We start from the raw sequence: 26607 nt of genomic DNA, 5'->3' as shown, positions 1-26607 counted from the left end.
GCGTTCGCCCGCCGGTCCCCGGTGCCGCCTCGACCGGCGGCAGCAAGACCGATTTCATCGCCGCCGCCCGCCGCGCGGCCCGCGCCGCCGCGGTCGATCCCGCCGTGCGGAGCGAAGCCGAGGAAAGCGCCAAGGCAGGCTTCTTCGCCCGCTTCCGCGGCGCTCCGAAGGTCCAGGACGAGGCCCAGCCCGCGGTCGCCGAACCGAAGAAGCCCCGCTGGCGCGGCAAGGCGGAACCCGCCGAGGCCGCTCCTGCTCTCGTTGCGGCCGAACCCGCCGTCCTCGCGCCGGGCATCGGGGGCGAGATTGAGACAGAGACCAAGCCGGTCGTCTCCGTGAACCGCAAGACGATCCTGATGGGCATCGCCGCGGCCCTGCTGGTGCTCGCCGCCGGCATCGCCACCCTGCCGAAGATCCGCAGCCTGATGGACGCCACCGGATCGCCGCGCACGGCGATCCCCGCCGCCTCCATCGATGCGCCGGCCGCAGCGCCGATCGCTGCGGCTCCGGCCGCCGCCCCGGCGTCGAATTTCTCGCCCGCCTCCACCAGTTCGACCCCGGTCGAGCTGACCCCGCCGTCAGCGACTCCTGCGGCGACCGACCCCGCCCCCGGGGTTCCCGAGGGCGACACCTCCGCGCCGGACACGACGGGCTCGGTCACCGGTGCCCGCACGCCGCCGCCCGGCACGACACTGTCGCCGTCCGGCTGGCAGCCGGTCGACACCCGCACCGGCCGCGCCGTCACGGTGCCGGCCGCGCTGAAGGCCGCCGCCGACGGCGGCGATCCGCTGGCAGCCTACGAAATGGGCACGCGCCACCTCGAGGGCCGCGGCGTCGCGGTCAGCGCGGCGGAAGCGGCGAAATGGTATCAGCGCGCTGCCGATGCCGGCGTAGTGCCGGCCCAGTACCGCCTCGGCAGCCTCTACGAGAAGGGCACCGGGGTGCTGCGCGACTTCGAACGCGCCCGCCGGCTCTACGAGCGCTCCGGCGAAGCGGGCAACGCCAAGGCGATGCACAACCTCGCCGTCATGTATGCCCAGGGCCAGGCGACCCCGCGCCCCGACTACAAGACGGCGGCCGTCTGGTTCCGCCGCGCCGCCGAGCACGGCGTCGCCGACAGCCAGTACAACCTCGGCATTCTCTATGCCCGCGGCCTCGGCGTCGACCAGAGCCTGGCCGAGAGCTACAAGTGGTTCGCGCTCGCCGCCGCGGGCGGTGACCAGGACGCCGGCAAGAAGCGGGACGAGGTAGCCGCCCGCCTCGACCCCCAGACGCTCGTCGCGGCCCGCCTCGCGGTCCAGACCTTCACGGCGAAGACCGAGCCCGAGGCCGCCGTGCGCATCGCCGCCCCTGCAGAATGGAGCGATCCGCCCGCTGCAGGCGCTCCGGCGCAGCCGGCGCGGCCTGCCCCGCGCCGCGCCCAGACGACCCGCTGACGCGAGGCGCCCTCGGGCGTCTCGGCAACGTGCAGGCCCGACCTGCGCGGGCGGCATTGACATTCATGCTGCACCGCACAATGTAACGCCTTCTAGGGATGTGAACGCCTCGGGACGACGATTCACGAGGAGATCACCATGGCACGAGCCTTCAACGCGCTCGGCACGATCCGCGAACTCACCGGCTCCGACGCCGCGCTGCATCGCGAACACCTTCTCCGGCTGGACCCGCAGGGCCGGCGCGAGCGCTTCAACGGCGTCGCCGACGATCGCTTCGTCACGGCCTATTCGGCCCGCTGCTTCGCCGGCCGGACCCGCGTCTTCGCCTGGGTCGACCTCGGCGGCGCCGTGCGCGGCAGCGCCGAGCTTCATCCGCCGACCGCCGGCGAACCGGCCGACATCGCCTTCTCGGTGGAGCCGGAATTCCGCAACCAGGGCATCGGCTCACGCCTGTTCGAGGCGGTGATGGCGGCCGCCCGTTATTCCCGCTTCCCCGAGCTGCGCATCACCTCCACGGCGGGCAATCGGGCCATGCGCGCCCTCGCGCGCAAGTTCGGTGCCCGCTTCACCGCCGAGGCCGGCGAGGTCACCGGCCTCATCCCCATGACCAGCGAGCCGGCGCTCGCCGAGCCCCGCCAGCATGCCTCCGGGACGACGCTCGTCGTCGCCGTCTGATTGCTACGGCCGACCATGACGAGAAAAGGCCCGACGGATGATGTCCGGCGGGCCTTCTCTTTGGGGGGAACGGCGTGGGAACGGTCAGGCTGCGCGGGACGCCGTGAAGGCCTGCGCCTCCGCCTGGATCGTGCGGACGCCCTCGGCCGCGACGTCGCGGGCACGGGCGAAGGCCTCCTCGGCGCGGGCCAGATTGGCCTCGCCGAAGGCCGTCAGGAAGGCGCCCTGACGCTGCAGGGCCTCCTGGAGGCTCGGCGCGGCGAGGACGGTCTGGACGGCGTCCAGGGTCATGGTCGCATTGGCGACGGCCCCGGCCACGGCCGAGCGGGCGAGGTCCGCGCCGGCACCGGCGAAGGAGGTCGCCAGCGTCTCGGCGCCGGCGGCTGCCTTGCGCGCGGCGGCCTCGGCCTCGGCGAAGCCGGCCTTGGCGGATTCGGCGCCGCGGGCGGCAAGGTCGCGCACGGCGGGGGGAACGGGGAAGGTGGCGGGAGCAGCGGTCAGGCCCTCGAAGGCCTGCTTCATCTGCGACAGGGTGGCCTCGGCGGCCGTCTTCATCGTCTGGTCGAACATCGGAAGGTCTCCATTCTCGTCTGAGCCATGGGCCACCGCCCGAACGGCACGGTGGACGCCCTCCATATAGCGCGAATTATGCTGCATCGCAACATTTATTGTGCAGTGCGATATAATCCCGACGGACGCCCGCCCTTTTTCCCGCCGTACCGGCAGCCTATCTGAACCTTGCCACCGCCCGGAGAGACATCGCATGGCTTCACCACCGCCGGCCGAACCGACGCGGCTCGATACCGACGACGCCCCGCTCTCGGCGCGCGATCTCGAGAAGCAGGCGGCCCTGCGCCGCGCCAAGCTGGTGGCGACCTCGCTCCTTGGCGTCAGCATCACGGTGATGATCGCCGCCAAGCTGCTCGAGCACCGCCACCCCGCCTTCGGCTTCATCGCGGCCTTCGCGGAAGCCGCCACCATCGGCGGCCTCGCGGACTGGTATGCGGTGGTCGCCCTGTTCCGCCATCCGATGGGCCTGCCGATCCCGCACACGGCCATCATCCAGAAGAACCAGGACCGCATCGCCGACAGTCTGGGAAAGTTCGTCGAGACCAACTTCCTCGCCCCCGGCCCTGTGGGCACCAAGCTGCGCGAGGTGGACTTCGCCGCTCTCATCGCCGCCTGGCTTGCCGACCCCGCCAAGAGCGCCAGCCTCTCCCGCTTTGCCGTCAACCTTCTGCCGAAGGCGGTAGCCGGCATGGACCAGTCGCGGATGAAGGAGTTCCTCGCCGAGCGTCTGACCGACCAGGTCAACGCCCTGAAACTCGGGCCGCTCGCCGCACAACTGCTCGGGGCGGTGACGGCCGACCGCCGCCACCAGCGGCTCCTCGACGAGCTGATCGGCGCCATCGAGCGCATCCTGAACGATCCCGCGACGGTGGAGGGCATCCGCGACAAGATCCGCAAGGAGCTTCCCACCCTCTTCAACCTGTTCAAGGCCGACGCCTATCTCCTCTCCCGGATCCTGAAGTCGACGGGCACCTTCCTCGACGAGGTGAGGGACGACCCGGACCACGCCCTGCGCCAGGAGTTCGACCGCTTCGTGCAGGGCTTCATCGCCAGCCTGCGCGACAGCCCGGACTATGCGGAGCGGGCCGAGCGGCTGAAACACGACGTCCTCGGCCGCCAGGAGCTTCGCGACGTCGCCCAGGAGCTCTGGCGCAACATCATCGCCTTCGTGGAGAAGGACGTCGCCTCGCCGAATTCCCGCATCGAGGCCCAGATGACGACGATCCTGACGGAGATCGGCGCCAAGCTCGCCGCCGACCCGCGCATGAAGGCGGAGATGAACGAGGGCTTCGTGGTGGCGCTCTCCACCCTCGTCGAGCAGCAGAAGAGCGGCGCCTCGCGCTTCATCGCCGACCAGGTCAAGTCCTGGAACCTCAGGCAGCTCATCCGGTTGATCGAACTGAACATCGGTCGCGACCTGCAATACATCCGCCTCAACGGCACGCTGATCGGGGGCCTTGCCGGCCTCGTCCTTCACACGATCGAGGTGCTGCTGCGGGCTTCTTGATACGGTCACCGGTGGGGCCTAGTGTCGGGCTCTCCCCGGCGTCCGGCATGCCGGGCGCACGCCCCCTTTGCCGTCCCAACGTCCTTTGCAGCGGAGCCAGCCATGACCCAGACGCCCCAAGCCATGCTCGACATGTTCCGGAAGCTCGGCGAGGACATGAAGGTCCCGGCGGTCGACATGGACAAGATCGTCGAGCATCACCGCAAGAACCTCGAGGCGCTCGCCGCCAGCGGCAAGGCCGCCGCCGAAGGCGCCACCGCCATTGCCGCCAAGCAGAAGGAGATCGTCGAGGCCGCGGTGAAGGACATCCAGGCCGCCGCCGAGAACTTCAAGCTGCCCGGCAGCGCCCAGGAAATGATGGCGGCGCAGAGCGAGTTCGCCAAGCGGGCCATGGAAGCGGCGGTCAAGAACACCCGCGACATGGCCGAGCTCGTCCAGAAGTCCAATGCAGAGGCCGTGCGCGTCATCCAGGACCGCATGAAGGAGAGCTTCGAGGAGATCCGCCAGAGCTTCTCGCGCAAGTGAGCCGGCGCGGCGGCTGGGTGGACCCGGCTGGTCTCCGCCCCGGGGATCCGGCACCGCGCTGATGGAAGGCATCACACAGATTGATGCCTGCGCGTTGAACCATCTACAATTGAAACACCACCAACGGTTCGATCCCGCATTGCAGCAATGGCAGTGCGGGACAAGGGATCACCTGAACCGAACCGTTGGAGACCACCATGTCCCTGTCCACCAGCCACCTCTCCCCCGCCGCCGTCGCGCCGGGCCGCCTGTTCGCCGGCGTAGCAACGCTCGTCGCCGCAATGCGTGAGCACCTGCGCATTCGCCGCGCAATCCGCGACCTGAACGAGGTAAGCCCTGCCCTCCTGAAGGACATGGGTATCGCGCGCGGCGAGATCGAGCGCGTCGCCCGCTACGGGCGGCGCGGCTCCTGATCGGGTGAGGTCATTCCGCGGCCTGGTTGCCGCGGCTCGCCTCCAGCACGGCCCGGATCCGGTCGGCGAGCGGCATGTCGTTCCGCCGCCGCCGTCCGCCCGGCGCCGCCGGGCCGCTGGCCGCGAGGATCTGGTCGATCCGCGAGCCCGGCCCCTCCAGCAGCGCTGTGACGCGCGCCACCTCGATGGCGACGTCATCGATCCGGTTGCGCAGGTCGGCGTCCTCGCCGGCGCCCCGCGCCACAGCGCTCTCGGCCGAGCGGGTGAGCGCAGCCACCTCCCGCTGGATGCGGGTGCGATCCTCGCGCACCTTGGCGAGCGAGCCTTCCAGCACGTTCTTCTCGGCCAGCGCCGTCTCGGCGGCGATCTGCAGCTTGCGGGCCGCCTCGGAACTGCGTTCCTTCACCTCGTCGATCTCCCTGCGGGCCCGGTCACGCTCCGCCTCGGCCCTCGCCAGGCTGCGCTCGGCCGCATCGCGCGCCACCTGCTCGCGGGCCGCACGGTCCTGTTCCTCCGACAGTGACTGCCGCAGCTTGTCGCGCTCGCGCTCGAGCTTGGCTGCCCGCTTGTCCTCCGCCGCGAGACGCGACTGCAGGGCCTTGATCTCGCCCGCCTGCTCGCCGGCGCGCTTGCGCTCCGCGGCGAGCAGCGTCGAGGTTTCCGCGAATTTCCGGCCGGTCTCGGCGAGGTCGGCCTTGAGGGCTGCCTGGGTCTCCTGCTCCTTTCGGAGGGTGGCCTGCAGGTCGGCGAGACGCTGGCGCTCGGAGGTCAGGAGATTGGAGGTCTCGGCATAGGACATGCGGTGGCCGGCGAGATCGGCCTCGGCGGTCGCGAGGTCGGCGGACAGCTTGCCGATCTGGTTGCGCTGGTTCTCCGTCTGGGTGCGCAGCGCCACGATTTCCACGCGCTGGCCGTCGCTCTCGGCGACCTTGGCCGCATGGTCGCTGCTCAGGGCCGCGAACGCCGCGTCACGCGTGGCGATGTCACGCCCGGCTGCGGCGATCTCCTCGACCTTCGCGGCGATGGTCGCCTCGAGCGAGGCGACGTCGGCCTCGAGCCGCGCCTTGTCGCCCTCCAGCCCGGCGATGCGGGCCGCCCGGGCGTCCAGTTCGAGATTCAGGTCGCGAATTGTCTCGGTGCGGCGGGCGATCTCGATCGTGTGCAGGTTGGCGGCCTCGCGCAGCTTCTCCGCCTCGATCTCCACCCGGCGGATCGCCAGCGCCGCCTCGGCCCGGACCTGATCCTTGTCGGCCTTGATCTCGGCCATGGAGAGCGGAACGGCGCTTTCCACCCGGCGGGTCGTCAAGCGCACGGCGCGACGCCAGACGGCGCTCATCAGCGCCAGCGAGAGGAGTGCGGCGACAACGAAACCCAGGACGAAGACCATGGCGGTCTCGATGGTCACGACGGCGCGTCTCCCCCTGCTCCCAGGCAGGCACCCTTGTGCCATGCCGCGGCGGCCGCGAAAAGTGCCGCGGCCGCTGCGTCAGTCACGATCCCAGCATCGCCTCATCGGGTCAGAAGGGGTTCCAGGTCGGCTGCGAGGTGAACTTCAGATAGCCGCCGTTGACGCCGAGGCGGGCGCCGACACCGGTGCGGATCGGCACGACCAGCATGTTGTCGGCGCCGAGCGCCGTCATGCCGAGGCCGCCCACGAGATAGGCCGAGCCGTCGATGCCGATGAAGCGGCGCTCGAGATCCGACACGTCGCGTACCCGGTAGGCGAGCATCATGGTGCGTGCGCCGTCGCCGCCGAAGTCGAAGCCGAGCGAGGGCCCCTGCCAGTAGACCTTCGAGTCGCTGCCGCCCTTGGTGTAGAGCATGCCCTCGCCGTAGCGCAGGCCGGCCACGAAGGCGCCGGAGCCCTCCTGCCCGAGGATATAGGCGGTCGGCCGGCCCCACTGCCGCGTCGCGCGCTCGACGAGGTTGGCGAGTCCGCGGCTGGTGCCGCCGAAGAAGCGGTGGCCCGCCGTGACGACCTCGTTACCCGAGAAGGTCTGCGGCGACTGGGAATCGTAGGAGCGCTGTGCGAGCGCGCTGTCGCCGAGGCCGGCGAGGACGGACGCGCCGAGGCCGGCGAGGACCGTGCGGCGGTCGAAGGACGTGGGATGGCGCATGCTCACCTCTCGAAAGGGTCCGAAGCCGAACGGCCCGGAGCGGTTGGCCCATGCTGGACTGAGATGGTAACCATCTGGTCACCAGACCGGGATTTAGCCGGTCCAGGTAAGGAAGAAGTTACCCTCTGGACGCATGGTCCCATAACGATCAGGGATGAGAATCGGGTGAGATCATGTCGGTGTTGAGGCAATTCCTGCGCCCCCTCGCCTGGACCCTGGCGATCACCGGGCTCTATGCCGGGATCGCCGTGCTGATCGGCATGACCGGCGACTCCGGCACCCGCGCCGCCACCACCGAGCGCATCGTCACGGACCGCCTGACCGGCCTCGCCATCTACGGTTTCGATCCCGTGGCCTATTTCACCGAGCGGGAACCACGCCAGGGTTCCGCGACCTACGAACTGTCCTGGTCCGGCGCCACGTGGCGCTTCATGAACGAGGGCAACCGCGAGGCCTTCATGCAGGATCCCGCCGTCTACGAGCCCCGCTTCGGCGGCTACGATCCCGTCGCCATCGGCAACGGCCTGCCGACCGCCGGGCATCCTTCCGTCTGGGCGCTCTACCGCGACCGTCTCTACGTCTTCCACTCCGAGGCCAACCGCCAGGCCTTCACCACGGATCCGGAACAGGCCCTCGACCGCGCCGAGATGCGCTGGCCCGCCGTGAAGGCCCAGCTCGTTCCCTGAGCCCCGTTCCTTCCCCGGGCCCACCCCCGTCAGGGCCGCCGCTTGTCGGCGAAGAAGATCCAGATCTCCTCGTCCGTCTCGATGTCGTGATTCTGCTGGCCGAGCAGCGCGCCGATCGGCGGCCGCTGTCGCCGCTCGAGCCCCGTCGGCGTATGATGCCCCCCGCCCTCCACCCGGTAGAGCCGCGTCGCGTGGTGGCAGCCCGTGCCCTCGACGAGGTGGACGCGGGAATTGTCGGAGGTCTCCTGCTCCGGCAATGGTCGGTCGCCCGCCGACGCGCAGCCGTTGCGGTTGCGGAAGAACGCGAAGGTAGCGTTGACCGAGGCGAGGTTGCTGTCGGGATCGACGCCGCCTGACCGCCCGCCCCAGCGCGTGACGGGGTCCTCGGTCCCGTTGACCATCAGCACCGGCAGGGGCTGCCCGGCGCAATGGAAGCTCCAGCGCACGGCGAGTGTCGCGAGCAGCGGTGCCGCCGCGGCGAAGAGGTCGCTCGCCTCGCAGATCAGCCGGTTCACCATGTGTCCGCCGGCCGAGACGCCGATGATGTAGACGCGGCGCCGGTCGATGCGCCCCTTGGTATTGAGGTCGCCAACCATGTTGCGGATGAAACCGACGTCGTCGACGCGGGCGAGCGGATTGAACCGCCGCCCGTCCGCCGGCCTTCCGTCGTTCCAGCCGCCCCTGACCCCCTGCGGATAGACGACGAGCAGGCCCTCGCGCTTGCCGATCACGTCCCAGGTGAGATAGCGGCGGATCTGGTCAGCCGAGCCCTCGGCCCCGTGCAGCACGATGACCAGCGGAGCCGGCCGGCCGCGGGAGAAATCCGTCACCAGGACGGTGCGGTTGCCGCCGGGGAACTGGTAGGTCAGCGTCGTCACCGCTTGTGCCGAGGCGGGCCGAGCGCCGCCGGGCAGGGCGACGAGAGCCATCGCCAACCCCGCTACGGTCGCCAGGAAGAGGGCTCGACCACGGGAGAGAATCATCTCGCGAGTGTGGGTGCATCACCCCGCGAGATGCAACGTGCAAAGGTGAGCAGGTCGCGGGCCGGTCAGACGATTCCGTTCACCAGGGGCTCGCCGCGCGACAGGCGGCCGATGTTCTCCACCAGCAGATCAATGACGCGCTTCTCGTAGGAGGCCGTCTCGCCGCCGGTATGGGGCGTGATCAGCACGTTCTCCATGGTCCAGAGCGGCGAGGCCTCGGGCAGCGGCTCCTCGCGCGTCACGTCGAGGCCGGCGGCGGCGATCGTGCCGGCCTGAAGCGCCGCGATCAGCGCATCCTCGTCCACCACCTTGCCGCGGGCGCAGTTGATGAGGTGGGCGGTCGGCTTCATCGCCTTCAGGCGGGTGGCGTTGATCAGCCCCTCGGTCTCGGAGGTGAGCGGGCAGGTCAGCACGACGATGTCCGCCTCCCCCAGCGCCCGGTCGAGATCGGCCGGGCCGACCAATGCGTCGACGTTCTGCACCTTGACGCTGGTGTCGCGCTTGAGGCCGACGACGCGCATGTCGAAGGCCTTGGCGAAGCGGGCGAGGCGCCCGCCGATGCCACCGAGGCCGATGATCAGCATGGTCTTGCCGGCAAGCTCGTCCTCGCGCGCGGCCGGATCGGAGATCATCCCCCGCCAGTGTTTGCGGGCCTGGTTGTCGCGGGCGGTGTGGATCATGCGGGACAGGGCGAGGGTCAACCCCATGGCATGTTCGGCCACCGCGATGGCGTTGGCGCCCTGGGCGCTGGCGAGGCGGACGCCCTTGGCCTTCAAGGCATCGAGGCCGAAGACGTCGATACCGGCGCTGACCGACTGGATGAAGCGCAGCTTGCCGGCATTCTCCAGCGGCGCATTGCGCCAGAAGGCCGAGACGCAGACCACGTCGAAGGCGCCGATGCGCTGGTGGAAGTCGGCCGCGGTGCGGAATTCCTCGAAGCGGATGCCGGTGTTGCGGCGGGCGAACTCGTCGGCGAGCCGGTAGGCGGAATGGCCGAAGCCGATGGTGATGTCGGACAGAGCGGGAAAGGCGGTCATGGAGCATCCGGTGCGAGGGGCGGGTCGATCATCCCCATGTGCCGGGCGAAGGCAATGCCGGCGGACGGGTGGTCCACATGCCGGGATCGCGGCACGGCGCTTGCAATCTCCTATCGCCTTTCGCCACCCTGCCGTCCCCGCCGGAGCGCCTTGCCGACCATGACCCATCCGACCACGCCGCCGGACCTGCCGTCCCACGGGCGCTACGCCTACAGCGCCATCACCCGCCGTCCCGTCTACGACTGGCCCGGCGGCAGGCGGCTCGCCGTCTATCTCGGCGTCAATCTCGAGCATTTCGCCTTCGGCACGGGCCTCGGTGCCGAACTCGCGCCCGGCGGCCCGCAGCCGGACGTGCTCAACTACGCCTGGCGCGACTACGGCAACCGCGTCGGGGTCTGGCGCATGATCGAGCTCTTCGACGCCCTCGCCATGCCGGCCTCGGTGCTCGTCAACTCCTCCATCTACGGCTACTGCCCGGAGGTGATGGAGGCCTTCCGCGCCCGCGGCGACGAGGTTCTCGGCCACGGCCGCACCAATTCCGAGCGCCAGGGCATTCTCGACGAGGCGGGCGAGGCCGCACTCATCGCCGAAACGACCGCGGTCATCGCGGCCGCCGAGGGGACCGCGCCGAAGGGGTGGCTCGGCCCCTGGATCTCGCAGAGCCCGGTGACGCCCGACCTCCTCGCCGAGGGTGGCTATACCTACCTCCTCGACTGGTGCCAGGACGACCAGCCGGTCTGGTTCGCCACCCGCGGCGGTGGTCGCATCCTGTCCCTGCCCTACCCGCAGGAGCTCAACGACATCCCCGCCATCGTCGCGCGCAAGGATTCCGCCAGCCAGTTCGCCGACATGATCATCGACCAGTTCGACGAGATGCTGGAGCAGTCCCGCGCCATGCCGCTGGTCATGGGCATCGCTTTGCATCCCTACATCGTCGGCCAGCCCTATCGGCTCCGTCAGCTCCGGCGCGCCCTCGCCCACATCGCGGCCCGGCGCGACGACGTCTGGCTGACGACCGCGGGCGCCATCGCCGAGCACGTGGCGGCGCTCCCCGAGGGCGTCGTTCCGGGTTCCCGGGGGGCCTGAGCCCCCCGGCCACCCCTTCAGGTCATCTTGTAGGCCATCTCGCGCTCCGACCGGGCCGGCAGGAACGACCGGTTGAAGATCTCCGCCGGCGCCGGGGTGCGCGACAGCTCGTAGCCCGTCACCACCATGCCGATGGCCCGCGCCAGGCGGTCGTCCTTCACGTCTCCGGCGCCGATCTCCTTCAGCTCCGGCGACATGATGAGCTTGTCGAAGGCGTATTGCAGGCGCCGCTTCTCGACGGGGATGTTGACGAGGCCGTCGAAGTTGCGCACCGCCGCCATGCCCATGTTCTGGTCCGCGGCGACCTCGACATTGGCGCGGTTGACCGCCTTGACGAGGCCCGCCACCGCCCTCGGATTGTCCTTCAGCAGCTTCTGCGAGACCATCATGCCGTTGGAATAGAGGTCGAGGCCGTGGTCGCCGAAGGCGAACCAGACGAAGTCCTTGTCCGGGTCCTGGCGGTTCAGAACCAGGTTGAAATAGCTGGTGATGTTGAAGACCAGCGCCGCGTCGATCTGGCCCTGGATCAGCATCGGCTCCTGCAGGTTCGGCGCCATGCTGGTCACCGTCAGCTTGGCCATGTCGAGGTTGTTGGCCTTGGCGAAGACCGGCAGCAGCCGGGTCGTCGGCGTCCCCGGCGCGCCGCCGAGCTTGCGGCCCTCCAGGTCCTTCACCGTGGCGATGCCGCTCGACTTCTTGGCCACCAGCGCGAAGGGCGGCTGGTTCCACATCTGGTAGACCATGACCGGGGTATCGGCGGGGCGCGTCGCTGCATTCTGAATGATCGCATTGATGTCGCCGAAGCCTGCATCATAGGCACCGCCCATGATCCGGGTCACGGTCGCGCCCGAGCCTTCGCCCTGGTCGATGGTGACGTCGAGGCCCGCCTCGCGGAAATAGCCCTTGTCGCGGGCGACGAAATAGGGGGCGTCGGAGCCCTGGGTCTTCCAGCCGAGCGTGAACTTGATGGGCGTCAGGGCCTGCGCCCTGACGGCGGGGGCGAACAGGGCGAGGCCGAGGCCGGCGGTCGCTGCACGTCGGGTGATCATGGGTCTGGCTCCGCGGAAGGGCCGCAACGAGGGCGGCCGGTCAGTCACGGAAGCCGACAACGCAAGAACGTTGCCACAGGAGCCGGACGTGGTGTCGCGGGTCAGTCCGGCGGGAAGCTGACGAGCCGCCGGTAGAGGTGCCACGTCGCGTGGCCCCAGAGCGGCAGGACCAGCAGCAGGCCGGCGAAGAGCGGCGCCATGGCGAGGAAGACCGCCGCCGCGGTCACCGCGCCCCAGCCGAGCATGACCTGGGGGCTCGCCTGGACCGCCCTCACCGAGGTGATGATGGCGGTGACGATGTCGAGATCGCGGTCGAGGAGCAACGGGAAGGAGATCACCGTGATCGAGAAGGTGAAGAGCGCCATCACCGCGCCGACCGCCGTGCCGACGGCGAGAAAGGTCCACCCGTCGGTGGTGAGGAACAGCGCCTTGGCGAAGAGCACGGAGTCGAGGCTCGCGAAGCCGAAGAACAGCGCATAGAGCATGCGCACCTGGTACATCCAGATGATGAAGACGAAGATGGTGAGGAAGGCGAGCCACGAGAGCTCCCGCCCGCCCTGCCGCCAGACCGTGGCGAGCACCGCGCCCCACGTCGGCCTGACGCCCGCCTCGCGCAGACGCGAGACCTCGTAGAGCCCGACGGCGACGAAGGGCCCGACCAGGGCAAAGCCCGCCGCGAGGGGGAACACCGCCCAGGCATAGCCGAACTTCGCCGGCAGGATCATCAGCGCGAGGCCGCCCAGCCAGTAGATGGCACCGAAGAACAGGCCGAAGGCGGGAGCGGCCCTGAGATCCCCCCAGCCGGCCTCCAGTGCCGCCTTGATGTCCTCGATCGTGGCCGCCCGCACCACGGGCTCCCGCGATCGCGGCGCGATGCCCGGCGACGTCGTGTCGGTCATGATGTGTTGCCTCCCCGCATGGCATGGTGCCGCCGGCGTCGAGGCCAGCGGGTTTCGGGGGATGCGCAGAGGATGACGCGGCGTGCCGCCGCGTCAAGCCGTTCAGCCGGCGAGGCGCTGGGCCTCGCGCGGCGGCCAGGAGGTGACGGCACCGAGCCCCTTGTAGGCCTCGGCATATTCCCGCTTCAGCCGGGCGATGAACTCGCCGGCGCTTTCCACCGCCTTGATGGCGCCGATGCCCTGGCCCGAGCCCCAGATGTCGCGCCAGGCCTTGCTCTTCTCCGAACCGCCCGAGCCGAAGCTCATCTTGGAAGGATCGCTCTCGGGCAGATGGTCCGGATCGAGCCCGGCATTGACGATGGAGGCGCGCAGGTAGTTGCCGTGAACCCCGGTGAAGAGATTCGAGTAGACGATGTCCCCGGCCGTGCCCTCGACGATGCCCTGCTTGTAGGCCTCCGTCGCATTGGCCTCCCTGGTGGCGATGAAGGCCGAGCCGATATAGCCGAGGTCGGCGCCGAGAGCCTGCGCCGCGAGGATTGCCCGGCCCGTGGCGATGGCGCCGGAGAGCGCCAGCGGCCCGTCGAAGAACTCGCGGATTTCCTGGATCAGAGCGATGGGCGAGAGCGTGCCGGCATGGCCGCCGGCGCCCGCCGCCACCGCGATGAGGCCGTCGGCGCCCTTCTCCAGCGCCTTCTTGGCGTGGGTGATGTTGATGATGTCGTGGAGCGTGATGCCGCCGTAGGAATGAATGGCATCGTTGAGCTCGGGGCGCGCGCCGAGCGAGGTGATCACCACCGGCACCTTGTACTTCACGCACATCTCGACGTCGTGCATGAGCCGGTCGTTCGACTTGTGGACGATCTGGTTCACCGCGAAGGGCGCCGAGGGCGCGTTGGGATGGGCCTCGTCATAGGCACCGAGTTCCTCGGTGATGCGCTTCAGCCAGTCCTCCAGCACCGGGCCGGGCCTGGCGTTCAGCGCCGGGAACGAGCCGACGATGCCCGCCTTGCACTGGGCGATGACGAGGTCGGGGTTCGACACGATGAACAGCGGCGAGCCGATGGCCGGCAGTTGCAGGCGGCTGGCGAGCGAAGCGGGAAGCGACATGGGGACGTTCCGGGGCCAATGGTTTCGCGACGTGTATCGACACGACGCATCAAAGCCGATCGTACCGCCCGGCGAAAGCCCTGCCGGAAGGCGGATGGCGGTTTGTGTCTAGACGTCGAGGGTCATCTGCGCCGGCGGGCGTGGTGCGGAGGGCTCGGCCGACAGCCCGTCGAGGAAGGCCCGTGCCTCGTTCAAAACCTGCGCCTTGCGGCCGCTCTCCATGCCCTCCCAGGTGCGGTAGGGCATGGCCATGCGCGGATTGCCCTTCAGTGTCTCGGCGTTGGCGTCGATGAAGTGCCAGTAGAGCAGGTTGAAGGGGCAGGCCCCCTCCCCGACCTTGATCTTCGGGTCGTAGACGCAGCCGGAGCAATAGTCGGACATGCGGTCGATATAGGCGCCCGACGCCGCATAGGGCTTGGAGGCGAGGAGGCCGCCGTCGGCGAACATCACCATGCCGTGGACGTTCGGCAGTTCCACCCAGTCGAAGGCGTCGGCATAGACGGCGAGGTACCAGGCCTCCACCTCCGCCGGCCGGATGCCGGCGAGGAGCGCGAAGTTGCCGGTGACCATCAGGCGCTGGATATGATGGGCATAGGCGTTGCGTCGCGTCTCCCCCACCACCTCGGCGATGCAGGCGAGATCGGTCTCGCCGGACCAGTAGAACCAGGGCAACGGGCGGTCCGCACCGAGGGCGTTGGTCTCGGCATAGTCCGGCATGCGGTGCCAGTAGATGCCGCGCACGTACTCCCGCCAGCCGAGGATCTGGCGAATGAAGCCCTCTGCCGCGTTGAGCGGGGCTTCCCCGCGGCGATAAGCCGTCTCGGCGGCGAGGCACACCTCGCGCGCCGTCAGGAGGCCGACGTTCAGGTAGGGCGACAGGAGGCCGTGATAGAGAAAGGGCTCGCCCCGCTTCATCGCGTCCTGCACGTCGCCGAAATGCGGCAGAGCCTCCGTGATGAAGTGGTCGAGCGCTGCGAGCGCATCGGCCCGCGTCACCGCCCAGCCGAACGGCTCGAGGTCGCCGAAATGGCCAGCGAAGCGCGCGCCCACGAGGTCCATCACCTCCCGCGTCACGGCATCGGGCGAAAAGCGCAGGCGCCGCGGCGGCCGCGCGCCCTTCGGCAGCGCCTTGCGGTTCTCCGCGTCGTAGTTCCACTGCCCGCCGACCGGCTTGTCTTCTTCCATGAGGAGGCCCGTCTCGCGCCGCATCTCGCGGTAGAAGAACTCCATCCGGAAGCCCTTGCGCCCCTCGGCCCAGCGGGCGAACCGGCCGCGCGAGCAGATGAAGCGGTCGTCCTCGCGGATCTCCACCGGCAGGCCGGTCTCCCCCGCCCAGGCCTCCATCATCGCCCGTACGCGCCACTCGCCGGGCTCGGTGACGACGAGGCGGTCGACGGCGTGGCGCGCCAGCGCCCGCTTCACCTCGCCGCCGAAGCTGCCGCTGTTCCCGGGGTCGTCGAGGCGGACGTAGTCGACGGCGATCCCCTCCCCCCGCAGCTCCTCCGCGAAGTGGCGCATGGCTGAGAGGATGAAGGCGATCTTCTGCTTGTGGTGCGGGACATAGGTCGTTTCTTCCGCCACCTCCACCATCAGCACAACGTCGCCGGCCGCGAGCCCGTCGAGGGCCGTGACGTCGCGCGTCAGGTGGTCGCCGAGGATGAGCCGCAGCGTCGCCAAGGTGTTGCTCAGCCCTTGGTGCGCAGCATGGAACGGCCGCCGTCGACGCCGATGATCTGGCCGGTGATCCAGCCGGCCTCGGCGTCCAGCAGCAGCGCGCCGAGGGCTGCGACGTCGTCCGGCTCACCGAGGCGGGGAATGGCATGCAGGGCGGCGATGGCGTTCGCCATGGTCTCGTTGGACGTCAGGCCGCGAGCGAGCGGCGTGCGCGTCAGCGAGGGGGCGACGCAGTTGACGCGGATCTTCGGCGCGAGTTCGGCGGCGAGCGCCACGGTGAGACCCTCCACCGCGCCCTTGGCCATGGAGACCGAGGCATGGGCGGCAAAGCCCTGCGCCACCGCCACCGTCGAGACCAGCAGGATCGACGACGTCGGTCCCTCGTACGCCTTCAGGGCGGGAAGGCTCGCCTGTACGGCCCGCACGGCACCGAGGGCGTTGACCTCGAAGTCGCGGGTGAAGTCGGCGTCGGTAAGGCGCGCCACCGGCTTCAGGTTGATCGAACCGACGCAATAGGCGAGGCCCGCGAGCCTGTCGCCCGCCTCCGCCGCAGCCGTCGTGATGGCGCCACGATCGGCGACGTCGGCGACGGAGAAGTTGGCACCGATCTCGGCGGCCAGCGTCTCCAGGCGGTCGCGGTCGCGCGCCACCAGGTGGACGCCGTGGCCGCGGCCGCGCAGCCGGCGCGCCAGCGCCGATCCGATGCCGCCCGTGCCGCCGTAGATGAGATAGGTGTCCGCCATGATGCCGCCGTTGCGCTGCCGGCCCGCGAGGGACCTTCAGGAGTGATACGGCGCGCGCGGGGTGGCGGTTCAGGACGAGACGGCGCGATGGCGAAGATGATCCGCAAGGGGGACCTGCCGCAGAAGACCTGCGCCGCCTGCGGCAGGCCCTTCGCCTGGCGCAAGAAGTGGGCGCGCGTCTGGGACGCGGTCCGCTTCTGCTCGGACCGCTGCCGCTCGGACCGTGCGAAAGCCGTCGGCGAGCAGAGGTAGCGCGCCAGATCAGCGGCCCATCGAGACCAGCCAGAGGGCGAGGAGGATCAGGAGCAGGAGCAGCGTGTAGAGGCCGACCTGCGAACGTCCGACCTCGAGGCGCCCATCCGACGCGCGGCGGAACCCGTGGAAGGGGAAGGGCCCTTGCGCATCCGCCGCGGCGACGCGGACCCGCCCGAAGGTGAGCAGCGGCAGAAGCACCGCCGCGAGCCCGATGAGGAGGAGGTCCACGATGAAGTAGACGATGAACTCGGCGATCACGCCCATGGCCAGCCTCCCCTAAGGGAAACTCTAGCAGTGACGGAGACCCCCGCAACGCCCTCCGGGTTTAGCCGTAGCGCATCTCGTAGCGCGCCTCGCCCTGCGGCGGCGGCGGGATGGCATGGCCCTCGTCCGCATACTGGTTGAGCTTGTTGCGCAGCGTGCGGATGGAGATGCCGAGAATGTTGGCGGCATGGGTCCGGTTGCCGAGCGTATGCCCGAGCGTGTCGAGGATGAGGTCGCGCTCCACGTCCGCCACGGTGCGCCCGACGAGGCCGCGCGTCACGGCCTCCGCCGCGATCGCCGCCTGCGCCGCCACCTGGTCGGGACCACGCCGCTCGTCGAGTCGCGCCCCGTCGGGCGTGCGGATCGCGTCGACGCCGATTTCCGGCCCGGTCGAGAGCAACACGGCGCGGTGCAGCGTGTTCTCCAGCTCCCGCACGTTGCCCGGCCAGCGGGCGACGGTGAGCTGGCGGCGGGCCTCGGCCGAGAGCAGCTTCGGCGGCATGCCGTTGGCCTCGGCGTACTTCTTGGCGAAGTGGCCGGCGAGCTCGAGGATGTCGGCGGGGCGCTCGCGCAGCGGCGGCAGCTTCAGGTTCACGACGTTGAGCCGGTAGAGCAGGTCCTCGCGGAACGTGCCCTTGCGCACCTCGTCCGCCAGCGTGCGGTTCGAGGTCGCGAGGATGCGGATGTCGACCGGCACCGGGCGGGTGCCGCCGACACGGTCGATGACGCGCTCCTGGATGGCGCGCAGCAGCTTCGACTGCAGGCGGATGTCCATCTCCGAGATTTCGTCGAGCAGCAGCGTGCCGCCGTTCGCCTCCTCGAACTTGCCGATGCGGCGCGCCACGGCGCCGGTGAAAGCGCCCTTCTCGTGGCCGAAGAGCTCGCTCTCCAGCAGGTTGTCGGGAATGGCGGCGCAGTTCACCGCGACGAAGGGCGCCTTGGCGCGGTTCGACTTGGTATGGACGTAGCGCGCCAGCACCTCCTTGCCGGTGCCGCTCTCACCCGTGATGAGGATGGAGGCATCCGAACCCGCCACCTGGTTGGCGAGCTGGACGACGCGGGCCATGGCCTCGTCGCGGTAGATGAGCTGCTTGGCGTCGTTGGCGACCGCCGCCAGCACCGCGGCGATCAGCTCGGGATCGGGCGGCAGCGGGATGTATTCCTTGGCGCCCGCGTGGATCGCCGCCACCGCGGCGCGGGCGTCGTTGGACGTGCCGCAGGCGACGATCGGCACGGCGATCATCTCGTCGGCGAAGGCCTGGACCAGCGCCCGGACGTCCATCGTCACCTCGACCATGACGAGATCGGCGCCCTTGGCGCGCATGACGCGCAGCGCCGTCTCGATGTCCTCGGCATTGGTGACGGCGGCGCCCTTGTCCACGGCCATCTTGGTGGCGATGGAGAGCTGCCCCTTGAGTGTTCCGACGATCAGCAGTCGCATCGTTCGGGTTCCTTCAGCGCTCGGCTTTGATGATTTCCGTCATGGTCACGCCGAGGCGATCCTCGACGAGCACCACTTCGCCGCGCGCGACGAGACGGTCGTTGACGTAGATGTCGATGGCCTCGCCGACCTTGCGGTCGAGTTCGAGGACCGTGCCGGGTCCGAGCTTCAGCAACTCGCCCACGTCCATGCGCGAGCGGCCGAGCACGGCGGAGACGTTGACCGGCACGTCGAAGACCGCTTCGAGGTCCGTCGCGTCCTTGGTGCCGTCATCGCCCGCGTCGCCAAAGTCCATCCCGGCATTGGAGCCGGGCACCACGTCCATGCCCTCATTCTCGAGATCGGGCAGCGGCATGCCGGTGTCGGAGGGAGTGCTCATGACAGGGCCTCGGGGGTACCGGAGGTGGATGCGATGTAGCGGCCGACCGCCTCGCCGATGCGGCGGGCGGTCTCTTCACGATCGAGCATGATGCCGCCGCTGGACCATTCGATGCGGCAGTCGCCGAGTGCGATGGCAGGTTCCGCCAGGATGACGAGGCGGCCGTCGAAGCCGCGCTCCGTGGCGAGCTTGGTCAGTTCGGTGCGCGCATCCTCGAGCAGGTCGTCGTTGACCCGGACCACGAGGTGCGGCGCACTGCGCAGGTTGGCGAAGCAGTCGGCGACGAGGTCGCGGACGGCGTCCAGCGGTTCGCGCGCCACCAGGGCGTCCGAGAGCTTGCGCGCCACCGCCACCGCGATATCGATGGCCTCCGCCTCCAGCCGTCCCTCGATGTCCGACAGGGCGGCGGCGGCGACCGACAGCCGGTCGCCGAGCTGGCCGAGGGCGAGCGCCCGCTGCCGCTCGATCGACGCCATGGCCTTCGCCTCGCCGGCGGCGACGCCGGCGGCATAGCCCTCCTGACGCGCCTGGGCGAGGAGCTGCTGGTGCTCCGAGACGGCGATCCGCGGCTCGGCGGCGCGCTTCGCCTCCTGCCCGAATTCCGTTTCGAAAAGATATTTGACCGGTGCCGCCACGTGCATGTCCTCAGAAGACCAGTTCGTCGTCGGCGCGGTTCTTGGAGATCATGATCTCGCCCTTGGCGGCGAGATCCTTGGCGAGGTTGACGAGGACGCCCTGCGCCTCGTCCACGTCCTTGAGGCGCATCGGGCCGAGGGCCTGCATGTCGTCCTGCAGCATCTTCGCCGCGCGGGTCGACATCTGCGCGAGGAAGAAGTCGCGCATGGTCTGGCTGGCACCCTTGAGGGCGACGGCCAGCTTGTCCTTGTCGACCTGGCGCACCAGGGTCTGCGCCGAGCCGGCATCGAGCTTGGCGAGATCGTCGAAGGTGAACATCAGGCTCTTGATGCGCTCGGCGGAGTCGCGGTTCTGCTCCTCGAGCGCAGTGATGAAGCGCGTCTCGGTCTGCCGGTCGAAGGAGTTGAAGATCTCGGCCATGGCCTCGTGGCTGTCGCGCCGCGAGGTCTGCGAGAGATTGGACATGAACTCGGTGCGCAGCGTCTGTTCGATGCGCTCCAGCACGTCCTTCTGGATCGCCTCCATCTTGAGCATGCGGCCGACGACGTCGAGGGCGAACTCCTCGGGAAGGATGGCGAGCACGCGGCCGGCATGCTCCGGCTTGATCTTGGAGAGCACCACCGCGACGGTCTGCGGGTACTCGTTCTTCAGGTAGTTGGCGAGCACCTGCTCCTGCACGTTGGAGAGCTTCTCCCACATGTTGCGGCCGGCCGGCCCGCGGATCTCCTCCATCAGGATCGCCACCCGGTCGGACGGCATGAACTGCGACAGCAGCCGCTCTGTGGCGTCGAAATTGCCCATCAGGCCGCCGGCCGCCGACAGGCGCCCGACGAATTCCAGCATCAGGCTCTCCACCACGTCCGGCTCGACCGTGCCGAGCTGCGACATGGCGATGGACAGGACGCGGATCTCCTCGTCGTCGAGGAGCTTCCAGATGCGCGACGACACCTTGTCGCCAAGCGTCAGCATGAGGATGGCGGCGCGCTGATGGCCGGTCAGGCCGCGGGCGGCGAGGGTGTTGATGCGACCGTCGGCGGACAGGGCGGCGAGAGCCTTGCCGAATTCCGCGTCGCGTTCCATTTGCGCGATGGTCATTTCGGCTCACCGTCGTTCAGCCACTGGCGGATGATCGAGACGGTCTCGTGCGGATTCTTCTCGACCAGCTCGCCCACCTTGGCGAGCGAGGCCTGGTGCACCTCGCCCTTGATCTGGGCCATTTCGATCATCTTCATCGTGGCGCTTTCCATGCCGGGCGCGAGCGGCGGCGCCTTGACCGACGCCATGCCCTCGCCGCGTTCGCCGGCCTCGCCAGATGGGCCCTCTGCGGAGGACGTCGTGGCCCCGGCATTGCTGGCCGGCAGGGCCGGCGCCGGCGTCTCCTCGGGCGCCACGATGCGGCGCAGCAGCGGACGGACGACGAAGAGCATGACGAGCAACGACACCAGCAGCAGCACCACCAGCTCGATGGCGTAGCGGATGTCCTCCTTGGTGAAGTCGTAGACCATCCACCAGGGGCGCTCGGCCTCGGGGGCGGCGAGCTGCGGCGCCTCGGCGAAGCGCAGGTTGACGATCTCCACCTGGTCGCCGCGGCGCTGGTCGAAGCCGATGGCGGAGCGCACCAGAGCGCCGATCCGGTCCAGTTCCTCGGCGGAGCGCGGCTGGTAGTTGACGTTGCCCTGGGCGTCGCGGGCATAGACGCCGTCGACCAGCACGGCCACCGAGACGCGCTTGATGCGGCCGCCCTCGATGACCTCGGTGCGCTGGGTGCGGGCGATCTCGTAGTTGACCGTCTCCTCGGTCTTGCGGCTCGCCTCGCGGGAGGCGTTGGCACCGGCACCGGTCTGGTTCGCCCCCGGCAGCTCGTTGCCGACGGTCACCTGGCCGTCGCCGCGGCCCTCGTTCGAGTTCGACTGTTCCTCGCGGGTCTGGGTGGAGCGGACCACGCGGCGCTCCGGGTCGAAGTCGTCGGACGTCTGGGTGACGCGGTTGAAGTCCATGTCGGCCGCGACCTGGACGCGGGCCCGGCCGGGTCCCACCACGGAGGCGATGATGCTCTCGACCTGCTCGCGCAGGCGCCGCTCCTGGCCGGCCTTCCGCTCGTCGACGGTGGAGCCCATCATCCCCGAGGCATCGCCCGCGCCGTCGGCGAGCAGCCGCCCACCCTCGTCGACGATGGAGATGCGCTGCGGCGACAGGCCCCTGACCGCCGAGGCGACGAGATGGCGCACCGCCCGGATCTGCTGGGGCTCCAGCCCACCGCGCACCCGCAGGACGATGGAGGCGGAGGGTTCGCTCCGCTCACGCGAGAACAGGGCGCGCTCGGGCAGGACGAGGTGGACGCGCGCCGACTGGACCCGCTCGATGCCGCGGATGGTGCGGGCGAGCTCGCCCTCCAGCGCCCTCAGCTGGTTCATGTTCTGGACGAAGGAGGTGGACGAGAGCGCATCGCCCTTGTCGAAGATCTCGTAGCCGACGCCGCCGCCGCGGGGCATGCCCGTCTCGGCGAGCTGCAGGCGCACGCGGGCCACCTGCTCCTGCGGCACGAAGACCTGGGCGCCGTCGTTGCGCAGCTGGAACTTCACCTGACGGCGCTCCAGCTCCTTCACGATCTGCGAGGAATCCTCCAGCGTCAGGTCGGAAAAGAGCAGCGCCATCTGCGGCTGGCTCATGCGCATGATGATGTAGACGAAGAAGCCGACCAGGCCGAGCGAGACGACCCCCATCGCCGCGAGGCGGGGCGCGCCCAGTTTCTTCATGAACTCCAGAATGCCGTTCAAGACGCCACCAGCCCATCAGGTCCTGCGCGAAGCGGCCGCCGCCGATCGCTGGGCAAGATTTGCCGGGTGGGTGGTTACCGGATGGTTAACGCGGCCGTGCGTTTTGGGGCGGACCGTCGATTTTACCTGAGCGAGCGCAGCACGAGGCCGATTCCGCCCGCGGTCAGCCCCAGCATCATGAGCGTGTTGAACAGGCTCGTGGGGACGAAATAGATCGTGAGGTTAACGAGAATGCCTGCGGCGATGATCACGATCCCGGCGAACAGCAGCAGGAATCCGATGCGGGATGAGCCGTCGAAGAACAGCATGCCGACGCCGAAGAGGATGGGCACGAGCGACAGACCGAAGGCCGAATAGCCGCCCAGCGTCCAGGATCCGCCATGGACGGAGACCTGGTTGGTCAGGAGATAGGCCCCCGCCACCGTCATGCCGAGGCCGACGAAGAAGGAGATCATGCCGCCGGGCGTGCCTCCGGCGCCGGTCAGACGGAAATCGGCCATGCGTGCTCCATCGGGGGTGCGCACCAGCGCGGGCCAGCAGCTTTGCCATCACCGGCCGCGCGCGACAAGCGCTGGCAGCCAGTGGCGGCGGTAACCAGCCGTTAACCATCCACCCGGCAAATCTTGCCTGGACACGTTCAACATGGGCCGCGCGCGCCTGCGGCCGGGGATCCTGCATGAGCGACGCGGCGGCCGCCGAACGACAGCGAACCATCGCCAGCGGCATGTCGCTCGGCCAGATGTCCGATTGGCTGCGCCGTCCGGACCTGTGGATGGCCTGCGGCGTCATCGGCATCCTCATCATCCTGATCTTCCCGCTGCCGGCCATCGTCCTCGACCTGATGCTGGCGGTGTCGATCATCTCCTCGGTCATGATCCTCATGACCGCCCTCTTCATCCACAAGCCGCTGGAGTTCTCCTCCTTCCCGACCGTGCTGCTAATCGCCACGATGCTGCGGCTGTCGCTGAACCTCGCCTCGACGCGCCTGATCCTGTCGAACGGCCACGAGGGCACCGCCGCGGCGGGCCACGTCATCGAGGCCTTCGGCAACTTCGTGATGGGCGGATCCTTCGTGATCGGCATCATCGTCTTCGCCATCCTGGTGATCGTGAACTTCATCGTCATCACCAAGGGCTCGGGCCGCATCGCCGAGGTCGCGGCGCGTTTCTCCCTCGACGCCATGCCCGGCAAGCAGATGGCGATCGACGCCGACCTGTCGGCCGGCCTCATCGACGAGAAGACCGCCAAGACCCGCCGCAAGGACCTCGAGGACGAGAGCGCCTTCTACGGCGCCATGGACGGCGCCTCGAAGTTCGTGAAGGGCGACGCCATCGCCGGCCTGCTCATCACCTTCATCAACGTCATCGCCGGCCTCATCATCGGCGTGGCACAGCAGGGCATGCCCTTCCTCGAGGCGGCGCGGACCTACACGATCCTCACCGTCGGCGACGGCCTCGTCAGCCAGATCCCCGCCCTCGTCATCTCCACGGCGGCGGGCCTCCTCGTCTCCAAGGCGGGCGTCACGGGCTCCGCCGACCAGGCGATGATGAAGCAGCTCACCGGCTATCCGAAGGCCCTCGGCCTCTCGGCCGGCGTCATGGGCGCCATGGCCCTGCTGCCGGGCATTCCCTTCATCCCCTTCGCCGGCCTCGCCGCTCTCGCCGGCTGGGCCGCCTATACGCTTGGCGAGGAATCCAAGCGCATCGCCCGTGCCTCCGACAGCGCCGAAGCTGCCGAGGTGGCCGCTGCCGCCGCGCCCCCGGCCGAGGAGCCCATCTCCTCCGTCCTCAAGATCGACGACCTCAAGATCGAGCTCGGCTACGGCCTCCTGCCGCTCGTCCAGTCGGAGGGCGGTTCCGACCGGCTCACCGACCAGATCAAGGCGCTGCGCCGCCAGCTCGCCGCCGACATGGGCTTCGTCATGCCCTCGGTGCGCATCCTCGACAACGTCCAGCTGCCGCCGAACCAGTACATCATCCGCGTCAAGGAGGTGGATGCGGGACAGGGCCAGATCTGGCCTATGCAGTACATGGTCATGGATCCCGCCGGCGGGCAGGTCGACCTGCCGGGCGTCCACACCACCGAGCCGACCTTCGGCCTGCCGGCCACCTGGGTGGACGCGGCGCTGAAGGAGGAGGCGAGCGTGCGCGGCTACACCGTGGTCGACGCCGCGACCGTCCTGTCCACCCACCTCACGGAAATCCTCAAGGCCAACGTCTCCGATCTCCTGAGCTATTCGGAGGTCCAGAAGCTCATGAAGGAGATGCCGAAGGAGCAGGGCGACCTCATCAAGGACCTCGTGCCCGGCCAGATCACCATTTCCGGCATCCAGCGCGTGCTGCAGACCCTGCTCGCCGAGCGGGTCTCCATCCGCGACCTGCCGACCATCCTCGAGGGCATCGCCGAGGCGGTCGCCTTCACCCGGTCGCCGGCGCAGATCGCCGAACACGTGCGCTCCCGCCTCGCCCGCCAGCTCTGCGCCCAGTATGCCGGCTACGACGGCGGCCTCGCCCTCATCGCGCTCTCGCCAGTCTGGGAACAGGCCTTCGCCGATTCCATCGTCGGCCAGGGCGACGACCGCCAGCTCGCCATGCAGCCGTCCAAGCTGTCCGAGTTCATCATGCTGGTGCGCGACGCCTTCGAGGATGCGGCCCGCATGGGCGAGGCGCCGGTCCTCCTCACCAGCCCCGGCATCCGGCCCTTCGTGCGCTCCATCGTCGAGCGCTTCCGCGCCCAGACGCCGGTCCTCAGCCAGGCGGAGATCCACCCGCGCGTGCGCCTGAAGACCGTCGGCAGCGTCTGATCCGGCGCCCCGCGGCGGGACGGGCCGTTAACCCTCCCTTCATCCTTTGATCGACGCGCGGCCCCCCGCCGCTAGAAAGGGGGCGGAGGGGCTCGTTCCCGTCGCTGAGATCATCGACCGATGAGGCTGCCCATGTCGCCGTCCCAGGCCGTTCTGGCCACCATCACCGCCAACTTCGTCGTCTGGACGCTGATCATCGCGGCCGGCGTCCACTACCTCATCTGACGTCGCCCGGACCGGCCCCGCCCGCAGCCTTCACGCCGCCGGCGGCTTTCCGTCCGGCGTGCTGGCGATCTCGCCGCTCCTGACGCGGTCCGCATGGGCGGTGGTGCCGCCCGCCGCCAGCACCTTCGCCTGGCCGATCCAGTCCTCGCGCTCGATGCGGCCCGGGAAGGCGAGATAGCCTCCGACCCACTGGGCCTCCTTCGCCGTCCACGCCGCGATCTGGTCGAAATGGAAGACGCCGAGCGCGTGCAGCCGCGCCTCGTTCTGCGGCCCGACGCCCCTGATCAGCTCGAGTTCGTCCGCCCGCCCGTCGCGGGGGCCGAGAAGCCCGAGCGGCTTGGTGCCCTGGGCCATGGCCTCCGACGCCGCGAGCGAACCGGCGGATGCCGCCTGCGGAGCACCGGAGGCAGAGACGGGAGCGGCAGCCGCCGCCGCGTTGCGGCGCTCGGCGGCATCGCCCACCAGGCGCGCGACGGAGGTCGTCGCCTCCGCCACCGCCTTGACCGCGCCCGTTGCCGAGGTGGCGGCACCGACCATGTCGCCGAGCTGCGAGGTCGCGGTCTCCTCCACCTTGTCGGTGAAGACGCGCGCGAAGGCGCCGGCGACACAGCCCGTCAGATAGGCGGTGGCGAACAGCACCGCCGTGTCGAGCCACAGGCCCGGGCGACCCGGGACCCAGTTGAGGGCGGCGGCCACCACCATCAGCGCGAAGCCGACCATGGCCGCAGCGGCGAGGGCGCTCGGCCCCTCGTCCTCCTTGTCGGAGGTGATCCAGCCGACGGCGAGGCCGCCGGCAAGGGCGACGAGGAGGGGGATGGCGAAGGTCTGGACGAGATACAGCATCACCCTCTCCTCACGAACGCGGCCGGACGTGGAACTCGACCCGGCGGTTGAGGGCGCGCCCCTCCTCCGAGTCGTTGTCGGCGACGGGCCGGGTGGCGGCATGGCCGACCACCACCAGCGTCCGCGCCTCGACCCCGCGGCGCACCAGCTCGTCGCGCATGACGGCGGCTCGGTCCTCGGAGAGCTTCTGGTTCTGTCCCGTCCAGTTGTGGCTGTCGGCATGGCCGGCCACCTCGATGCGGACGCCCTCGCCACAGCGCTTGATGGCTGACGCCAGGCGGTCGAGCACCGGTCCGTGCTCGGCGCGCTGCTCGGCCTTCCAGTAGTCGAACAGGATGCGATCGCCCTCGAGCGCCGTCTGCACGATCGCCCCGCAATCGGGCGGCGGCAGCCAGACCGGCGCCGGAGCCGGCGGCGGCGGCATGGCGGCGGGCGTCCCCTGGGCGAGGGTCGGGCTGGCGGCGGTCGACGCCGCAC

Annotated in this window: 28 protein-coding genes; 9 read left to right on the top strand and 19 right to left on the bottom strand. The window is 69.7% G+C overall.

Annotated features, from left to right (window positions below; translation table 11 throughout):
- A partial coding sequence (locus ACT6XY_RS16290; RefSeq protein WP_444749379.1) for a tetratricopeptide repeat protein occupies nucleotides 1-1436 on the top strand: 1436 nt, incomplete at its 5' end.
- A 138-nt stretch (nucleotides 1437-1574) separates the two neighbouring features.
- On the top strand, nucleotides 1575-2111 hold the full coding sequence (locus ACT6XY_RS16285) for a GNAT family N-acetyltransferase (protein WP_444749378.1): 537 nt from the start codon (nucleotides 1575-1577) through the stop codon (nucleotides 2109-2111).
- An 84-nt stretch (nucleotides 2112-2195) separates the two neighbouring features.
- On the opposite strand, the gene ACT6XY_RS16280 is transcribed toward ACT6XY_RS16285, so the two are convergent.
- Complete coding sequence (locus tag ACT6XY_RS16280) at nucleotides 2196-2681, bottom strand: hypothetical protein (protein ID WP_444749377.1); 486 nt, start codon at nucleotides 2679-2681, stop codon at nucleotides 2196-2198.
- A gap of 193 nt (nucleotides 2682-2874) precedes the next feature.
- Between ACT6XY_RS16280 and ACT6XY_RS16275 the strand changes: the two genes are divergently transcribed.
- From ACT6XY_RS16275 to ACT6XY_RS16265, 3 genes are all read left to right on the top strand, one after another.
- Nucleotides 2875-4188 (top strand): DUF445 domain-containing protein, encoded by a 1314-nt coding sequence (locus tag ACT6XY_RS16275; RefSeq protein WP_444749376.1) that lies wholly within the window; start codon nucleotides 2875-2877, stop codon nucleotides 4186-4188.
- A 102-nt stretch (nucleotides 4189-4290) separates the two neighbouring features.
- The gene (locus ACT6XY_RS16270; protein WP_444749375.1) at nucleotides 4291-4713 is read left to right on the top strand and encodes a phasin family protein; all 423 of its coding nucleotides are present in this window, start codon (nucleotides 4291-4293) and stop codon (nucleotides 4711-4713) included.
- Between the two features lie 197 nt (nucleotides 4714-4910).
- Nucleotides 4911-5126, top strand: a complete 216-nt coding sequence (locus tag ACT6XY_RS16265) for a DUF1127 domain-containing protein (RefSeq protein WP_444749374.1) — start codon at nucleotides 4911-4913, stop codon at nucleotides 5124-5126.
- Nucleotides 5127-5136: 10 nt separating this feature from the next.
- On the opposite strand, the gene ACT6XY_RS16260 is transcribed toward ACT6XY_RS16265, so the two are convergent.
- Entirely contained in the window at nucleotides 5137-6531 is a 1395-nt protein-coding gene (locus ACT6XY_RS16260; RefSeq protein ID WP_444749373.1) for a hypothetical protein, read from the bottom strand.
- A gap of 112 nt (nucleotides 6532-6643) precedes the next feature.
- Complete coding sequence (locus ACT6XY_RS16255; protein WP_444749372.1) at nucleotides 6644-7243, bottom strand: DUF1134 domain-containing protein; 600 nt, start codon at nucleotides 7241-7243, stop codon at nucleotides 6644-6646.
- 173 nt (nucleotides 7244-7416) lie between these two features.
- On the opposite strand from ACT6XY_RS16255, the gene ACT6XY_RS16250 reads away from it, so the two are divergent.
- Nucleotides 7417-7929, top strand: coding sequence for a YHS domain-containing (seleno)protein (locus ACT6XY_RS16250; protein ID WP_444749371.1), 513 nt, complete (start codon nucleotides 7417-7419; stop codon nucleotides 7927-7929).
- A gap of 29 nt (nucleotides 7930-7958) precedes the next feature.
- Here the strand turns inward: ACT6XY_RS16250 and ACT6XY_RS16245 are convergent, their stop codons facing one another.
- Nucleotides 7959-8858: an alpha/beta hydrolase family esterase gene (locus ACT6XY_RS16245; RefSeq protein WP_444749370.1), complete on the bottom strand. Its 900-nt coding sequence runs from the start codon at nucleotides 8856-8858 to the stop codon at nucleotides 7959-7961.
- Nucleotides 8859-8977: 119 nt separating this feature from the next.
- Nucleotides 8978-9949: a D-2-hydroxyacid dehydrogenase gene (locus ACT6XY_RS16240; RefSeq protein WP_444749369.1), complete on the bottom strand. Its 972-nt coding sequence runs from the start codon at nucleotides 9947-9949 to the stop codon at nucleotides 8978-8980.
- Between the two features lie 159 nt (nucleotides 9950-10108).
- On the opposite strand from ACT6XY_RS16240, the gene ACT6XY_RS16235 reads away from it, so the two are divergent.
- Nucleotides 10109-11035, top strand: a complete 927-nt coding sequence (locus tag ACT6XY_RS16235; RefSeq protein ID WP_444749368.1) for a polysaccharide deacetylase family protein — start codon at nucleotides 10109-10111, stop codon at nucleotides 11033-11035.
- 17 nt (nucleotides 11036-11052) lie between these two features.
- On the opposite strand, the gene ACT6XY_RS16230 is transcribed toward ACT6XY_RS16235, so the two are convergent.
- The 5 genes from ACT6XY_RS16230 to ACT6XY_RS16210 form a co-directional block, all read right to left on the bottom strand.
- On the bottom strand, nucleotides 11053-12084 hold the full coding sequence (locus ACT6XY_RS16230) for an ABC transporter substrate-binding protein (protein WP_444749367.1): 1032 nt from the start codon (nucleotides 12082-12084) through the stop codon (nucleotides 11053-11055).
- Nucleotides 12085-12185: 101 nt separating this feature from the next.
- Complete coding sequence (locus ACT6XY_RS16225; RefSeq protein ID WP_444749366.1) at nucleotides 12186-12983, bottom strand: DUF2189 domain-containing protein; 798 nt, start codon at nucleotides 12981-12983, stop codon at nucleotides 12186-12188.
- 102 nt (nucleotides 12984-13085) lie between these two features.
- A complete protein-coding gene (locus tag ACT6XY_RS16220) occupies nucleotides 13086-14090 on the bottom strand; it encodes an NAD(P)H-dependent flavin oxidoreductase (RefSeq protein ID WP_444749365.1) in 1005 nt (334 codons plus the stop codon).
- Between the two features lie 108 nt (nucleotides 14091-14198).
- Nucleotides 14199-15767: a cryptochrome/photolyase family protein gene (locus ACT6XY_RS16215; RefSeq protein ID WP_444749364.1), complete on the bottom strand. Its 1569-nt coding sequence runs from the start codon at nucleotides 15765-15767 to the stop codon at nucleotides 14199-14201.
- An 8-nt stretch (nucleotides 15768-15775) separates the two neighbouring features.
- Complete coding sequence (locus tag ACT6XY_RS16210) at nucleotides 15776-16507, bottom strand: SDR family NAD(P)-dependent oxidoreductase (protein WP_444749363.1); 732 nt, start codon at nucleotides 16505-16507, stop codon at nucleotides 15776-15778.
- An 87-nt stretch (nucleotides 16508-16594) separates the two neighbouring features.
- Between ACT6XY_RS16210 and ACT6XY_RS16205 the strand changes: the two genes are divergently transcribed.
- A complete protein-coding gene (locus ACT6XY_RS16205) occupies nucleotides 16595-16759 on the top strand; it encodes a DUF2256 domain-containing protein (RefSeq protein ID WP_444749362.1) in 165 nt (54 codons plus the stop codon).
- A 9-nt stretch (nucleotides 16760-16768) separates the two neighbouring features.
- Here ACT6XY_RS16205 and ACT6XY_RS16200 read toward each other — a convergent pair whose 3' ends face one another.
- The 7 genes from ACT6XY_RS16200 to ACT6XY_RS16170 form a co-directional block, all read right to left on the bottom strand.
- Nucleotides 16769-17026, bottom strand: a complete 258-nt coding sequence (locus ACT6XY_RS16200; RefSeq protein ID WP_444749361.1) for a hypothetical protein — start codon at nucleotides 17024-17026, stop codon at nucleotides 16769-16771.
- Between the two features lie 61 nt (nucleotides 17027-17087).
- Nucleotides 17088-18467, bottom strand: coding sequence for a sigma-54-dependent transcriptional regulator FlbD (flbD, locus tag ACT6XY_RS16195; RefSeq protein WP_444749360.1), 1380 nt, complete (start codon nucleotides 18465-18467; stop codon nucleotides 17088-17090).
- A 13-nt stretch (nucleotides 18468-18480) separates the two neighbouring features.
- Nucleotides 18481-18846, bottom strand: a complete 366-nt coding sequence (gene fliN, locus ACT6XY_RS16190; protein WP_444749359.1) for a flagellar motor switch protein FliN — start codon at nucleotides 18844-18846, stop codon at nucleotides 18481-18483.
- Nucleotides 18843-19481: a FliH/SctL family protein gene (locus ACT6XY_RS16185; protein WP_444749358.1), complete on the bottom strand. Its 639-nt coding sequence runs from the start codon at nucleotides 19479-19481 to the stop codon at nucleotides 18843-18845. The genes fliN and ACT6XY_RS16185 overlap by 4 nt, the downstream gene beginning before the upstream one ends.
- A gap of 10 nt (nucleotides 19482-19491) precedes the next feature.
- On the bottom strand, nucleotides 19492-20577 hold the full coding sequence (fliG, locus tag ACT6XY_RS16180) for a flagellar motor switch protein FliG (protein WP_444749357.1): 1086 nt from the start codon (nucleotides 20575-20577) through the stop codon (nucleotides 19492-19494).
- Nucleotides 20574-22259: a flagellar basal-body MS-ring/collar protein FliF gene (gene fliF / locus ACT6XY_RS16175; protein ID WP_444749356.1), complete on the bottom strand. Its 1686-nt coding sequence runs from the start codon at nucleotides 22257-22259 to the stop codon at nucleotides 20574-20576. The genes fliG and fliF overlap by 4 nt, the downstream gene beginning before the upstream one ends.
- Before the next feature lie 122 nt (nucleotides 22260-22381).
- Nucleotides 22382-22759, bottom strand: coding sequence for a hypothetical protein (locus ACT6XY_RS16170; protein ID WP_444749355.1), 378 nt, complete (start codon nucleotides 22757-22759; stop codon nucleotides 22382-22384).
- A gap of 224 nt (nucleotides 22760-22983) precedes the next feature.
- On the opposite strand from ACT6XY_RS16170, the gene flhA reads away from it, so the two are divergent.
- The gene (gene flhA / locus ACT6XY_RS16165) at nucleotides 22984-25062 is read left to right on the top strand and encodes a flagellar biosynthesis protein FlhA (protein ID WP_444749380.1); all 2079 of its coding nucleotides are present in this window, start codon (nucleotides 22984-22986) and stop codon (nucleotides 25060-25062) included.
- Between the two features lie 255 nt (nucleotides 25063-25317).
- On the opposite strand, the gene ACT6XY_RS16160 is transcribed toward flhA, so the two are convergent.
- Nucleotides 25318-26130, bottom strand: coding sequence for a hypothetical protein (locus ACT6XY_RS16160; protein WP_444749354.1), 813 nt, complete (start codon nucleotides 26128-26130; stop codon nucleotides 25318-25320).
- A gap of 10 nt (nucleotides 26131-26140) precedes the next feature.
- Nucleotides 26141-26607: OmpA family protein (locus ACT6XY_RS16155; protein ID WP_444749353.1), on the bottom strand; the 467-nt coding region annotated here is incomplete at its 5' end.

The organism is Phreatobacter sp. (assembly GCF_052440005.1).
Lineage (GTDB): Bacteria > Pseudomonadota > Alphaproteobacteria > Rhizobiales > Phreatobacteraceae > Phreatobacter.
Note: the sequence above shows the minus strand (reverse complement) of the source record. Positions and strands in the feature narration are given on the sequence as shown.